The organism is Microbacterium sp. A20 (assembly GCF_004794515.1).
Taxonomy (GTDB): Bacteria; Actinomycetota; Actinomycetes; order Actinomycetales; family Microbacteriaceae; genus Microbacterium.
The window spans coordinates 1-12,485 of sequence record NZ_SSDF01000020.1; the positions used below are offsets into that span (position 1 = coordinate 1).

At 67.8% G+C, this 12,485-nt stretch carries 11 protein-coding genes; 3 read left to right on the forward strand and 8 right to left on the reverse strand.

The genetic code is table 11. The features are described from left to right. Positions 1-31 precede the first annotated feature (31 nt). Both rpmA and rplU read right to left on the reverse strand, forming a co-directional pair. A complete protein-coding gene (rpmA, locus tag DW298_RS00240) occupies positions 32-289 on the reverse strand; it encodes a 50S ribosomal protein L27 (protein ID WP_028501603.1) in 258 nt (85 codons plus the stop codon). An 18-nt stretch (positions 290-307) separates the two neighbouring features. Continuing rightward, entirely contained in the window at positions 308-616 is a 309-nt protein-coding gene (gene rplU, locus DW298_RS00245; protein ID WP_028501602.1) for a 50S ribosomal protein L21, read from the reverse strand. 245 nt (positions 617-861) lie between these two features. Between rplU and DW298_RS00250 the strand changes: the two genes are divergently transcribed. Beyond that, positions 862-1,128, forward strand: a complete 267-nt coding sequence (locus DW298_RS00250) for a DUF4031 domain-containing protein (protein ID WP_136040498.1) — start codon at positions 862-864, stop codon at positions 1,126-1,128. On the opposite strand, the gene DW298_RS00255 is transcribed toward DW298_RS00250, so the two are convergent. Further along, positions 1,093-3,753 carry an Rne/Rng family ribonuclease gene (locus DW298_RS00255; protein WP_240744949.1) on the reverse strand — a complete coding sequence of 887 codons (2,661 nt, stop codon included), beginning with the start codon at positions 3,751-3,753 and terminating at the stop codon, positions 1,093-1,095. The two genes, DW298_RS00250 and DW298_RS00255, sit on opposite strands and share 36 nt — an antisense overlap. Before the next feature lie 281 nt (positions 3,754-4,034). Here DW298_RS00255 and DW298_RS00260 point away from each other — a divergent pair, with 281 nt between their 5' ends. Beyond that, positions 4,035-4,646, forward strand: a complete 612-nt coding sequence (locus DW298_RS00260) for a vitamin K epoxide reductase family protein (protein ID WP_136040499.1) — start codon at positions 4,035-4,037, stop codon at positions 4,644-4,646. Positions 4,647-4,848: 202 nt separating this feature from the next. Next, positions 4,849-5,235 carry a hypothetical protein gene (locus DW298_RS00265; protein WP_136040500.1) on the forward strand — a complete coding sequence of 129 codons (387 nt, stop codon included), beginning with the start codon at positions 4,849-4,851 and terminating at the stop codon, positions 5,233-5,235. 136 nt (positions 5,236-5,371) lie between these two features. Here the strand turns inward: DW298_RS00265 and ndk are convergent, their stop codons facing one another. The 5 genes from ndk to DW298_RS19560 form a co-directional block, all read right to left on the reverse strand. Then, positions 5,372-5,788, reverse strand: coding sequence for a nucleoside-diphosphate kinase (ndk, locus tag DW298_RS00270; RefSeq protein ID WP_029261664.1), 417 nt, complete (start codon positions 5,786-5,788; stop codon positions 5,372-5,374). A gap of 1 nt (position 5,789) precedes the next feature. Then, complete coding sequence (locus DW298_RS00275) at positions 5,790-6,203, reverse strand: DUF4233 domain-containing protein (RefSeq protein WP_240744951.1); 414 nt, start codon at positions 6,201-6,203, stop codon at positions 5,790-5,792. Beyond that, the gene (locus DW298_RS00280; RefSeq protein ID WP_136040502.1) at positions 6,200-7,552 is read right to left on the reverse strand and encodes a folylpolyglutamate synthase/dihydrofolate synthase family protein; all 1,353 of its coding nucleotides are present in this window, start codon (positions 7,550-7,552) and stop codon (positions 6,200-6,202) included. Before DW298_RS00280 ends, DW298_RS00275 begins: the two co-directional genes overlap by 4 nt. Then, positions 7,549-10,959, reverse strand: a complete 3,411-nt coding sequence (ileS, locus tag DW298_RS00285; RefSeq protein WP_136040503.1) for an isoleucine--tRNA ligase — start codon at positions 10,957-10,959, stop codon at positions 7,549-7,551. Before ileS ends, DW298_RS00280 begins: the two co-directional genes overlap by 4 nt. A gap of 431 nt (positions 10,960-11,390) precedes the next feature. Continuing rightward, positions 11,391-11,738, reverse strand: coding sequence for a DUF559 domain-containing protein (locus DW298_RS19560; protein WP_240744953.1), 348 nt, complete (start codon positions 11,736-11,738; stop codon positions 11,391-11,393). Positions 11,739-12,485 lie beyond the last annotated feature (747 nt).

Below are 12,485 nucleotides of genomic sequence, written 5' to 3' on the forward strand. Positions count from 1 at the left end.
CCCGAACCGGATGATTAGTGTCGCGCTGAGATCACTCAGCTGCAGCGACGATGTTGACGACCTTGCGGCCGCCCTTCGCGCCGAACTGGACCGCACCGGCGGCCAGAGCGAACAGCGTGTCGTCGCCACCACGGCCGACGTTCACGCCGGGGTGGAAGTGCGTGCCGCGCTGGCGGACGATGATCTCGCCGGCGAGGACCTGCTGACCGCCGAAGCGCTTCACGCCGAGGCGCTGAGCGTTGGAGTCACGACCGTTACGGGTTGAGCTTGCGCCCTTTTTATGTGCCATGTCCTAGTCCCCTCGGGCTTACTTGATGCCGGTGATCTTGACGCGCGTGAGCTCCTGACGGTGGCCCTGACGCTTCTTGTAACCGGTCTTGTTCTTGTACTTCTGGATGATGATCTTCGGGCCGCGGAGGTTGCCGATGACCTCAGCCGTGACCTTGACCTTCGCCAGCGAGTCAGCGTCGGTGGTCACCGTGGCGCCGTCGACGAGCAGCACTGCGGCCAGCTCGATCTTCTCGCCCTGGGCAGCCTTGACACGGTCGAGCTGAACGATCGTGCCGACCTCGACCTTCTCCTGCCGCCCACCGGCGCGCACTACTGCGTAAACCACTTCATACCTGTTTCGTTGGGGAGCTCGCGGCTCCGAGATCTCACGGGAAGACTGTTGCTTGCATGCGCCGCAGAACGGCGGGCGCGAACGCAAGACTCTCCGCTTCGGCCGACGAGGACGACGCGGCATACGCACCAAGGGACTACTTTACCGGATGCGGGTCGGTGTCGCAAAGCGAAGCCGCTCCCGCACCCCCGCGTGTCGCTCCGCGGCCGACCCCGCCGGAGCGGTCGTAGGCTGACGAGGTGACCGTACTCGTCGACGACCCCCTCTGGCCCGCCCATGGACGCCTGTGGGCGCATCTGGTCAGCGACGAGACCCTGGACGAGCTGCACGCTTTCGCGAGAGCGAACGACGTGCCGGCGCGCGCGTTCGACCTCGACCATTACGACGTGCCGGAGGAGATGATCCCCCGGCTCGTCGTCGCCGGCGCCCACCCCGTCAGGGGCAAGGAGCTGGTGCGCCGACTGATCGCCTCAGGACTCCGAGTCCGCGGCCGCGACCGGCGCTGACGGCTCGTTGTTCACCGAGACGGGTGTGCCGGTGAGGGCGGCCGTGCTGACCCGACGACGGCCTCGTCCCTGACCCGGAGCCTTCGGCTCCGGAAGGGCGTCGAGCACCGAGTCGAGCAGCTGCTCGGCGGGCGACTTCGGAGCCGAGCGATCGCCGCCGCGCTTCTTGCGAGCCTTCTTGGGTCGCTCGGCAGCCGTCGGCGCCTCGGTCGCTGCCGGAGCGGTCTCCGCCTCTGCAGTGCCTTCTGCGGCCGGGACGATCGTGGAGGCGGCGATCTGAGCCAGTGCCGACTTCGCGCCCTCGGTGATGCTGTGGGTGACGTTCGGCGCGGCGGGCGCATTCTGGTTCTGCCCGTTCCCACCGTTGTTGCCGTTGCCGCCCCGCTGGCGACGACCGCTCTGACCGTTGCCGTTGCTGTTGTTGCCGCTGTTGCTGGAGCGGTGCTTGACGACCGGATCGTGATGCACGATGACACCTCGCCCGGCACAGACCTCGCACGCCTCGCTGAAAGTCTCGAGAAGCCCGAGTCCGAGCTTCTTGCGGGTCATCTGCACGAGACCGAGCGAGGTGACCTCGGCGACCTGGTGCTTCGTCCGGTCGCGGCTCAGGCACTCGATCAGACGGCGGAGCACGAGATCGCGGTTGGACTCGAGCACCATGTCGATGAAGTCGACGACGATGATGCCGCCGATGTCGCGCAAGCGCAGCTGGCGGACGATCTCCTCGGCCGCCTCGAGGTTGTTCTTGGTGACCGTCTCTTCGAGGTTTCCGCCCGAACCGACGAACTTGCCGGTGTTGACGTCGACGACGGTCATCGCCTCGGTGCGGTCGATCACGAGCGAACCACCCGAGGGGAGCCAGACCTTGCGGTCGAGCGCCTTCTCGATCTGCTCCGTGATGCGGAACGCGTCGAACGGGTCGGTCTCGTCCTCGTATGCCTCGACGCGCTCGAGCAGGTCGGGTGCCACGCTCTCGAGGTAGGCGCGGATGGTCTGCTGGGCATCCTCGCCCTGGATGAGCATCTTGGTGAAGTCCTCGTTGAAGACGTCACGGACGATCTTGACGAGCAGATCGGGCTCCGCGTGCAGGAGGGCCGGCGCCTGCTGGCTCTCGACCTGCTTCTGGACGTGCTCCCACTGCGCGGTGAGACGCTGCACATCGCGCGTGAGCTGGTCCTCGGTCGCGCCCTCGGCAGCCGTGCGCACGATCACGCCGGAGGACTCGGGGAGGACCTCCTTGAGGATCCGCTTGAGTCGCGCACGCTCGTTGTCGGGCAGCTTGCGGCTGATGCCGTTCATCGAGCCGCCTGGCACGTAGACCAGGTAGCGGCCGGGAAGGGAGATCTGGCTCGTGAGGCGCGCACCCTTGTGTCCGACCGGATCCTTGGTGACCTGCACGAGCACGCGGTCGCCGGGCTTGAGCGCGAGCTCGATGCGTCGCGGCTGGTTCCCGGTCTCGACGCCGTCCCAGTCGACCTCGCCGGAGTACAGCACGGCGTTGCGGCCGCGGCCGATGTCGACGAACGCGGCCTCCATGCTCGGCAGCACGTTCTGGACGCGGCCGAGGTACACGTTGCCGATCAGTGATGCGTCCTGGTTGCGGGCGACGTAGTGCTCGACGAGAACACCGTCCTCGAGGACGCCGATCTGCGTGCGACCGTTCTTGGAGCGGACGACCATCTTGCGGTCGACCGACTCGCGACGCGCGAGGAACTCCGCCTCGGTGACGACGGGACGGCGACGACCTGCGTCGCGTCCGTCGCGGCGGCGCTGCTTCTTCGCCTCGAGCCGGGTGGAGCCCTTGATGGCCTTCGGCTCGGTGATGTACTCGACGACGCGCTGGCGCTGACGCGGCTCTTCGCGCTGGTCGTCTCCGTCGGATCCGCCACGGCGGCGACCGCGACCGCGGCCCCGACCCGATGACTCGTCCTGCGGCTCGCGCTCGGCGATGCGGTCGAAGATGCGCTCGCCACGGTCGGGTCGCGCGGGCAGCGGGATGACCTCGGGCGCGTAGAAGTGCAGTTGCGTGGAGACCTGCGACACGAAGACCTCGGGCAGCAGGCCGAGCGACACAGCGGTCACTGCGGCCGGAGCCTCGGGGGCAGCCGGGGTCTTCTCCTCAGCGGGCGCCTCGGTGGCAGCATCGCCCTGGTCTGCGGGCTCCTCGGTAGAGGCCTCCACCACCTGCGCTTCCTCAGCCGGCGCCTCGCGCACAGCGCTCTCCTCGACGATCGCCTCGGACATGGCCTCGACGTCGGCATCCGAGGGAGCGTCGGCTTCGCCGTTCTCCGCGGAAGCGTCTTCGGCGACCTCGGACTCTGCTGCGACCTCGGCCTCAGCCGCGATCACGGCGGCAGCCTCGTCCTCCGCAGCGGCATCTGCGGCGGCACCGGCCGCAGCATCGTCAGCGGCCGCAGCGGCGTCCTCCGCGGCGGCGTAGCCAGCGGCAACGTCGTCGGCAGCGGCGTCGGCCGCAGCATCCGCCACATCCGCCGCGGTGTCGTCCTCGTTCGTCGATCCCTGCGGATCGTGCACCTCGGGAGCCGTGGGCTCCGTCAGCGGTTCCGCGGCGTCAGCCGGGGAGTCGAGGGTAGGTGCGTTGTTGTCATTGTTCTCATCGGCCATCTCTGGCTTGCTCCCTGCACGGAGCACTGCTGCTCCGTGAAATCTCATGCGGTACCCGCGGGTTCCGCGAACTCACTCGGTGTGCGACCGGCTCATGGCTCTGATCGCGTGGGGCATGGGGCCCCGAAGTCTGCGTCGACACGTGTCGCGGCAAGGCCGTTCATCGTGTCACAGGCCATTATCGCACCAAGTGGCTCCGTTCACGGCATCCCGGCGTGACCAGCGCGTTTTGTCCGGCCTGTTCTCGCCACATCCATAGCAGTCGTTGGGATAATCCCCCTATGAGCGAGCAGCGCACCCGCCCCGTCGTCTACGCCGTCTGGTTGATCTTCGCGAGCGTGGTCGGCTGGTTCGCCGCCTTCCAGCTCACGGTCGAGAAGTTCGCGCTGCTGGAGAATCCCGGGGAGGCGCTCTCCTGCGATCTCAGCCCCTTCCTCCAATGCAGCACCAATCTGCAGTCGTATCAGGGATCGATTTTCGGCTTTCCGAACCCGATCCTCGGACTCACAGGGTGGATGGCTCCGCTGGTGGTCGGCGTCGCGATCCTCGCCGGCGCCCGTTTCCCGCGCTGGTTCTGGCTTACGTTCGGCGCCGGCATCACATTCGCGTTCGGCTTCGTTATCTGGCTGATCGGCCAGAGCCTGTACGAGCTCCTGGTGCTCTGCCCGTGGTGCATGGTCACCTGGGCCGTCACAATCCCCACCTTCTTCGCGACGATGATCCACCTGACGCGCATCGGCGCGTTCACGAGCAACGAGAAGGTGCAGGCTCGTGCGGACAAGTTGATGCCGTGGGTGCCGCTGGCGACCATCGTCGCCTACGCGCTGGTCATCTTCCTCGCGCAGCTACAGGGGCTCGATTTCCTCGGCGAGATAGCCAAGATTCTCTTCTGAGCCAGGCGCGTCAGCTGACTGACTCCTCGATGTCTCTATACTTCCCACCCGCTGTCACCCGATAGCTAAACCTCATGGGCCGTGTTCCGCCTCCAACCGTGCCCGCGAACCGCACCTGCGAATGGGCCTACGGAATCACCGTAGACATTAAGACCTCTAACATGTTACGTTTCGGCTTTATTGCATTCGATCGGAGGGTGACATGAAAAAGAAGATAAGAGTCGGTGCCGTCGCTGCCGCAGCGTTCTTTGTTGCAGCGAGCGTACTCAGTGCTGAAGCTGCGTCCGCGAACACATCCCAGACTTTCAACTTCAACGGCTCCTCGGCCGCAAGCGCCAACTATGACACGAGCGCCAATCGGTTCCAGGTCAAGGACCTCAAGGCAGACGGCTATGGAGTCACCGTCGAGTACAGCTTCACTGGCATCTCGGGGGTTCGCTACGTAAGCAACTCGGGAGGGTCAAATTCCACAACCACGAGCTACATCGCGATACCGAAGGGGGCGACACAGATCAACTGGCGCATCACGCTGAAGAACGGTGCAACGGTCGTCGCTCGCGACATCGTCATCAAGAAGGATGTTGCGTAACCCGGTTTCCTCACCCGCGAGTATCCGACCAGGCGAGGCTGCCGAAGACGATGAACCTCCGTCTGACTCGGCCCCCGTCCAGAGGCGACCAAGGCCCGCCCACTTCTCAGTGGACGGGCCTTTTCGCGTACGGGTCTCAGTCGAACCAGATGCCGAGCTCGCGCGCGGCCGACTCGGGGCTGTCCGAGCCGTGCACGAGGTTCTGCTGCACCTTGAGGCCCCAGTCGCGGCCGAAGTCGCCGCGGATCGTGCCGGGTGCCGCCGTGGTCGGATCGGTCGTGCCGGCGAGGGAGCGGAACCCCTCGATCACACGGTTACCTGCCAGACGGATGGCGACCGACGGCCCCGAGAGCATGAACTCGAGCAGCGGCTCGTAGAACGGCTTTCCCTCGTGTTCGGCGTAGTGCTCGGCGAGCAGATCGCGGTCGGGCTCGACGAGGCGGATGTCGACGAGGGCATACCCCTTCGCCTCGATGCGGGCGAGGATCGTGCCGGTGAGGCCGCGGGCGACGCCATCGGGCTTGACGAGGACGAGGGTTTCTTCGGTGGCCATGTCATTCACTCTCTGTCTGAGTCTCGGTCGTGGGCTCGGCGGGGCGTCGTGCGTCCAGTCGGGCCCCTCCGATGGTCGCATACGCCCACATCCCGCCGAAAATCAGGACGACGAGCAGGATGGCCGGGACGAAGAACGCCGACAGGGCCACGATCGCCTGGACGACCCACCCGGCCGGGATGGCCCAGGGCTTCGTGATCATTCCGGCGATGGCGATGCAGGCGAGCGCGAGGACTCCGCCGCCGACGATCCCCCACCACGGTTCGAAACCGGCGGGGAGCTGGCGCAGGCCGAAGATCGTGAGCCCGACGAGGAACACCACGATCGCCTCGAACCCGAGGACGATGGGTGCGAGCTTCTGCACGAGGGTCCGCGGCGGCCGCGGTCGGCGCGCGGGCGCAGCATCGGCACTCACGCGCGCCACCCCGACTTCCAGTCCTCTTCCTCGGCGAGGGCGATGGCCTCTCCGGCGAGCACGACCGAGCCGGCGATCACGACGGCGCGTCGGTCGGACGAGGCCGCCCACTCCCGCGCAGCATCGGCAGCCTCGGCGAGGGAATGGTGCACGGTCGCGCGCTGACCGGTCTGCTCGACGAGGTCGGCGATCGCATCGGCGTCGCTCGCGCGATCCGAGTCGGGCGCCGTCGCGAAGACGTGCGCGACCCCGGGCGCGAGCCGACCGACGATACCTGCGGCATCCTTGTCGGCGAGCACGCCGAGCACGAGACCCCACTCGTCGAAGTCGAAGCTGTCGTCCAGCGCCTGGGCGAGGGCTGCCGCGCCGTGCGGATTGTGCGCGGCATCGACGATCACGGTCGGCGCGATGCCGAGCAGCTGCAGGCGCCCCGGAGAGGTCGTACCCTGGAGCCCGTCGGAGATGATGTCGCCCGCGATCGCCTGGGTCGCTCCGCCGATGAGCGACTCGACGGCGGCCACCGCGAGTGTGGCGTTGTGCCCCTGGTGGGCTCCGTAGAGCGGCAGGTACTCCTCTGCGTACTCCCCCGCGAGCCCGCGGATCGTGAGCAGTTGGCCTCCGACGGCGAGCTTCTGCTCCGTGATGCCGAACTCCTCGCCCTCGAAGGCGATCGTCGCGTTGCGCTCCGCCGCCACCCGGCGCAGCACCTCGGCCGCCTCGGGAGGCTGCTGGGCGGACACCACCGCGGCGCCCTCCTTGATGATGCCCGCTTTGACCTCTGCGATCTCGGCGATCGTGTCGCCGAGCCGATCCGCGTGGTCGATGTCGATCGGCGCGAACACCGCGACGTCGCCGTCCGCGGTGTTCGTGGAGTCCCACTCCCCGCCCATCCCGACCTCGAGCACCAGCACATCGACCGGCGCATCCGCCACGGCGACGAAGGCGAGGACCGTGAGCAGCTCGAAGAACGTCAGCGGCGCATCTCCTGCGGCCTCGAACTCCGCGTCGACGATGTCGACGAACGGCTCGATCTCGTCCCACGCGTCGGCGATCGCCTCGTCGGAGATCGGCTCGCCGTCGATCATAATGCGCTCGGTGAAGCGCTCCAGGTGCGGACTGGTGAACAGCCCCGTCCGCAGATCGTGTGCGCGCAGCAGGCTCTCGATCATCCGAGCCGTCGAGGTCTTGCCGTTCGTGCCCGTGATGTGGATGACGCGGTAGGTGCGCTGCGGGTCGTCGAGGAAGGCGAGGATGCGCGCGGTGCGCTCCTTGCGCGGCTGCACCCAGCGCTCTCCCGCACGACTCAGCAGTGCCTCGTAGACGGCGTCCGCCCGCTCGCGGTCGTTCATGCTCCTGCTCCGATCCTGGTGACGGCGATCGTGAATTCGCCGGCGTTCGCATATGTGCCGGCGGGGATGACCGCGGAGAATTCGGGTGTCACTCCTCCGGCAGCGGCGAGGACGGTTCCGTGCCCGAAGATCGAATCGCCCTGCGCATCGATCACGAAGTACTCCTCGGCCAGCGTCTCCGCCGCGATGCCCGCGAGGTCGAAGGCGGAGACGACAGCCTGGGTGTCCGCATCGTCCTGGAACCGCAGAACCAGCTGGATGCGGTCGCTGACGTCGAAGTCGGCGTTCTTGCGGGTCTCCTGCACAGCGCGGATCACGTCGCGTGCGAGCCCCTCGGCTTCGAGCTCGGGAGTCGTCCTGGTGTCGAGAAGCATGAAGCCGCCGGTCGGGACGATCGCGAGAGCTTCGCCCTCCGGACGCCCGGTGGTCTCCAGCACGAGCTCGTACTCGGCTGGTTCCAGGACGATGCCGCCCGCGGTCACGACACCGTCGACCTCGCTCCAGTCCCCCGAGCGCGCGGCCTGGATCGCCTTCTGCACGTCCTTGCCCAGACGCGGACCAGCCGCGCGAGCATTGACGCTCAGGCGGTGCGCGATGCCGTAGTCCACCGCGGTGGTCCCGGTCAGGGCGACGAGCTCGACCGCCTTGACGTTGAGTTCCTCGCGAAGGATGTCCTCGAACTGCCCCAGCGTTCCGGCCAGCGGCGAGACGACGGTCAGACGCGCCAGCGGGAGTCGCACGCGCAGCTTCTCCTTCTTGCGCAGCGCGTTGCCGACACTCGAGAGCTCTCGCACAGCATCCATCGCGTCACGGATCTCGTCCGCCGCCGGGAACTGCGCGTCGTCCGGCCAGTCCGTCAGGTGCACGCTGCGCGCACCCGTGAGGCCCTGCCACACGCGCTCGCCGATCAGCGGCACGAGCGGCGCCGCGACGCGGGTGAGCGTCTCGAGCACCGTGTAGAGCGTGTCAAACGCCTCGCGGCTCTTCGGGTCCTCCGTCACGCCGACCCAGAAGCGGTCGCGCGAGCGGCGGATGTACCAGTTCGTCAGCACCTCGGCGAAGTCGCGCAGCCGCGCCGATGCCGTGGTCGAGTCGAGGCCTTCCAGATCGGCACGCACCTCGCGTACGAGGTCGCCCAGGCGCGCCAGGATGTAGCGGTCGAGCACATCCGTGGAATCCGTGCGCCATTCGGCCTCGTAGCCGTCCACACCGGACGCGTTCGCATAGGTGGCGAAGAAGTACCAGGAGTTCCACAGCGGCAGCAGGAACTCGCGGACGCCGGAGCGGATCCCCTCCTCGGTCACCGCGAGGTTTCCCCCGCGCAGCACGGAGCTCGACATCAGGAACCAGCGCATGGCGTCGGAGCCGTCGCGGTCGAGCACCTCCGAGACGTCCGGGTAGTTACGCAGGGACTTCGACATCTTGTAGCCATCACTGCCCAGCACGATGCCGTGGCAGCTGACACCCGTGAACGCCGGGCGGTCGAACAGCGCGGTCGACAGCACGTGCATGACGTAGAACCAGCCACGGGTCTGGCCGATGTACTCGACGATGAAGTCCGCCGGTGCATGCGAGTCGAACCACTCCTGGTTCTCGAACGGGTAGTGCACCTGGGCGTAGGGCATCGAACCCGAGTCGAACCACACGTCGAAGACGTCTTCGATCCGGCGCATCGTGCTCTTGCCGGTGGGGTCGTCGGGGTTCGGGCGCGTCAGGTCGTCGATGTACGGGCGGTGCAGATCGATCTCACCCTCGGGGTTGCGCGGCAGCGTGCCGAAGTCGCGCTCCAGGTCTTCGAGCGAGCCGTAGGCGTCGACGCGCGGGTACTCCGGGTCGTCGCTCTTCCAGATCGGGATGGGCGAGCCCCAGTAGCGGTTGCGGCTGATCGACCAGTCGCGTGCGCCCTCGAGCCACTTGCCGAACTGGCCGTGCTTGACGTTCTCCGGCACCCAGGTGATCTGCTCGTTGTTGGCGAGCATGTCGTCCTTGATGTCCGTCACGCGGATGAACCAGCTCGATACGGCCTTGTAGATCAGCGGGTTCCGGCAGCGCCAGCAGTGCGGGTACGAGTGCTCGTAGCTCTGCAGTCGGATCAGGCGGCCGTTCTCGCGGATCAGGCGCACCAGCGGGGTGTTCGCGTCCATCCACAGCTGGCCCGCCACATCGGTGACGTTCGCGAGGAACTTCCCGCCGTCGTCGAGAGACAGGATCGTGGGGATGCCGGCAGCGCCCGCGACCCGCTGGTCGTCTTCACCGTAGGCCGGGGCCTGGTGGACGATGCCGGTGCCGTCGCTGACCGTGACGTAGTCGTCCACGAGGATGCGCCAGGCATTCTCGGTGCCGTATGTCTCGGTGTCCGCGTAGTAGTCGAACAGGCGGTCGTAGGTGACGTCCTGCAGCTCGGCGCCGCGGACCGTGGCGTCGACCGCGGCGAGCGCGTCCTCCGCGCTCTCGTACCCGAGGTCCTTGGCGTAGCCGCCGACGAGCTCGCGGGCGAGCAGGTAGCGATGCGCGGACGACTCGATCGCGGCATCCGTGGTTCCGGGTGTCTGGTGCACGTCTGCGGCGCCGAGAGGGCCGGCAGGCAGCACGACGTACTCGATCGCAGGCCCCACGGCGAGCGCGACGTTGGTCGGCAGCGTCCAGGGCGTCGTGGTCCAGGCGAGGGCGCGCACCCCCGTGAGTCCGAGGGACTCGGCCTTGGCTCCGGTCAGCGGGAAGGTGACGGTGACCGAGGGGTCCTGACGCATCTGGTACACGTCGTCGTCCATGCGCAGCTCGTGCGCGCTGAGCGGGGTCTCGTCGCGCCAGCAGTACGGCAGCACGCGGTAGCCCTCGTAGGCGAGCCCCTTGTCGTACAGCGTCTTGAACGCCCAGAGCACGCTCTCCATGTACCCCAGGTCGAGCGTCTTGTAGCCGCGGTCGAAGTCCACCCAGCGCGCCTGGCGGGTGACATAGTCCTGCCACTCGTGCGTGTAGGCGAGCACGGAGCTCTTCGCCTTCTCGTTGAAGACGTCGATGCCCATCTGCTCGATCTCGGCCTTCTCGGTGATGCCGAGCTGCTTCATCGCCTCGAGCTCCGCGGGGAGGCCGTGCGTGTCCCAACCGAAGACGCGGTCGACCTTGTGGCCGGTCATGGTCTGGAACCGCGGGAACACGTCCTTGGCGTAACCGGTGAGCAGGTGTCCGTAGTGCGGCAGGCCGTTCGCGAACGGAGGGCCGTCGTAGAACACCCATTCCGGAGAGCCTTCGCGCTGCTCGATCGAGGCGCGGAAGGTGTCGTCGTCCTTCCAGAACGCGAGCACCTCCTCCTCGATCTGCGGGAAGCGGGGGCTGGGCGCGACGTGGGTCCCTGAGCTCGTCGAAGGGTCGGCGGCGGGGCCGAAGGAGGAACGGGGGTAGGTCATCGTGTCTCGCAGTGGTCGTCGTGGCGGATGCTCCTGCGAGGACGACCCTCGCGGACCGCGGTACCACCTCGCGTGCCACGCCTTGCGACGCGACCACTCTCACTGCGGCTGTGACGGGCCTGCCCCGCTCGGTTCTACTGAGCGCCTCCCGAGGGACACACCGTTCTTCCGAGAGCTCCCCGGTGATGCCGGATCGATGCTCGTCCCTCCAGTGTACGCGGGTCCTGCGCCTGCGCGGCGCCTGCGCGGCGCCTGCGCGGCGCCTGCGCGTCCGCGGACAGGAACTGCAGTCGCCGCGGTCCTGCGCTTGCTGCGGCCTTTCGCGGTTGCTGCGGCCGGACTCGACGGAAACGGCCGACGGAAGAGCGTATGGCCGAGGCAACCGCGACTCGGGGGACGTGACTGCGGCGAAACACGTGAGTGCCGGGGGCTCAAGCCTCGTGCAGCCCCTGCGCCACGGCGCGCATCACCAGGTCCCGCACCATGTGCCACTCGAACATCATCTGCGAGTAGGAGATCCGGATGACGTGGTAACCCCTGAGCTTCAGCACCGCGTCGTGCCGGATGTCTTCGCTGCGCTGGGCACCGACATGATGAGCACCGTCGATCTGGAGTATGAGGCGGCTGCCGATCAGAGCATCGACGCGATGCCCGGCGATCCAGATCTGAGCTCGCACCGGCACCCGGAGCCAGCGGAGCCGCTCGCGGATGTATGTTTCCAGCCCCGCATCCGAGAAGGGCGCGGCGGTGGCGAGTATTCGACGCGCGTTGGCCGCCATGGGAGCCGACGGAGTTCCTCGATCGTCACGAGGGATCGGTTCAACGCGGACTCCCACGTGGCGAGCGCCTGTTCGAACGGCTCACACTCCGCGATACGCGCCAGCACATTCTCGACCGGATCGACCAACGCGTCGGGGTGACGCGGGACGGGCGGCGTGCTCCAGTGCACCTTCGCGCGGAGTCCCCGTCGACTCGATGCGTTCGTCCCGACTGCGACGTGCGGAAGGCCGGACGCATCGTGCACCCAGAGACCGAGGCGGCCGGCCTGCGTCCGGCAGGTGAGTATCACGCCATGCCGGGCTGCCTCCAGGAGGAGGGGATCGGCCGCGGGCGAGGCGAGCCAACCGCGGCGGGGGCGGATGATGGCGCCGGCTCTGAGTGCAGCATCCACTGCTGTCCTGCCGAACCCGAGATCAGCGACGCGAGCGGATCGCACGATACCGCCGAGGTCAGTGATTCTCGCCGCAAGTACCTCCGCCGTTCGCCGCACCCGTCCAGTGTGGGGGCCGCTCCGCCCCGGTGGCTGCCGCGCGATCCGTGCCCGTGGACAACGAGCCGCGCTCGGGACCTGTGCACGAGAGGTGCGCGCGCAGCTGGTGCGGCCTTCTGCGTCTCCCGCGGCCAGATTCGGGAAGTTCGGCCGCGGGAGGTGCAGAAGGCCGCAGTAACCCGCAGCTCGCGGAAGCACCCGTCCCCTGCCCTGCGCGTCCTGCCCGGCCCAGCGCGGCCCGGCCCAGCGCGGCCCG

Bases quoted from the DNA above. Each gene is read 5' to 3' on its own strand.
- rpmA (WP_028501603.1), bottom strand. From the start codon at position 289: ATGGCACATAAAAAGGGCGCAAGCTCAACCCGTAACGGTCGTGACTCC.
- DW298_RS00255 (WP_240744949.1), bottom strand. From the start codon at position 3,753: ATGGCCGATGAGAACAATGACAACAACGCACCTACCCTCGACTCCCCG.
- DW298_RS00260 (WP_136040499.1), top strand. From the start codon at position 4,035: ATGAGCGAGCAGCGCACCCGCCCCGTCGTCTACGCCGTCTGGTTGATC.
- DW298_RS00265 (WP_136040500.1), top strand. From the start codon at position 4,849: ATGAAAAAGAAGATAAGAGTCGGTGCCGTCGCTGCCGCAGCGTTCTTT.
- ndk (WP_029261664.1), bottom strand. From the start codon at position 5,788: ATGGCCACCGAAGAAACCCTCGTCCTCGTCAAGCCCGATGGCGTCGCC.
- DW298_RS00280 (WP_136040502.1), bottom strand. From the start codon at position 7,552: ATGAACGACCGCGAGCGGGCGGACGCCGTCTACGAGGCACTGCTGAGT.
- ileS (WP_136040503.1), bottom strand. From the start codon at position 10,959: ATGACCTACCCCCGTTCCTCCTTCGGCCCCGCCGCCGACCCTTCGACG.
- DW298_RS19560 (WP_240744953.1), bottom strand. From the start codon at position 11,738: ATGGCGGCCAACGCGCGTCGAATACTCGCCACCGCCGCGCCCTTCTCG.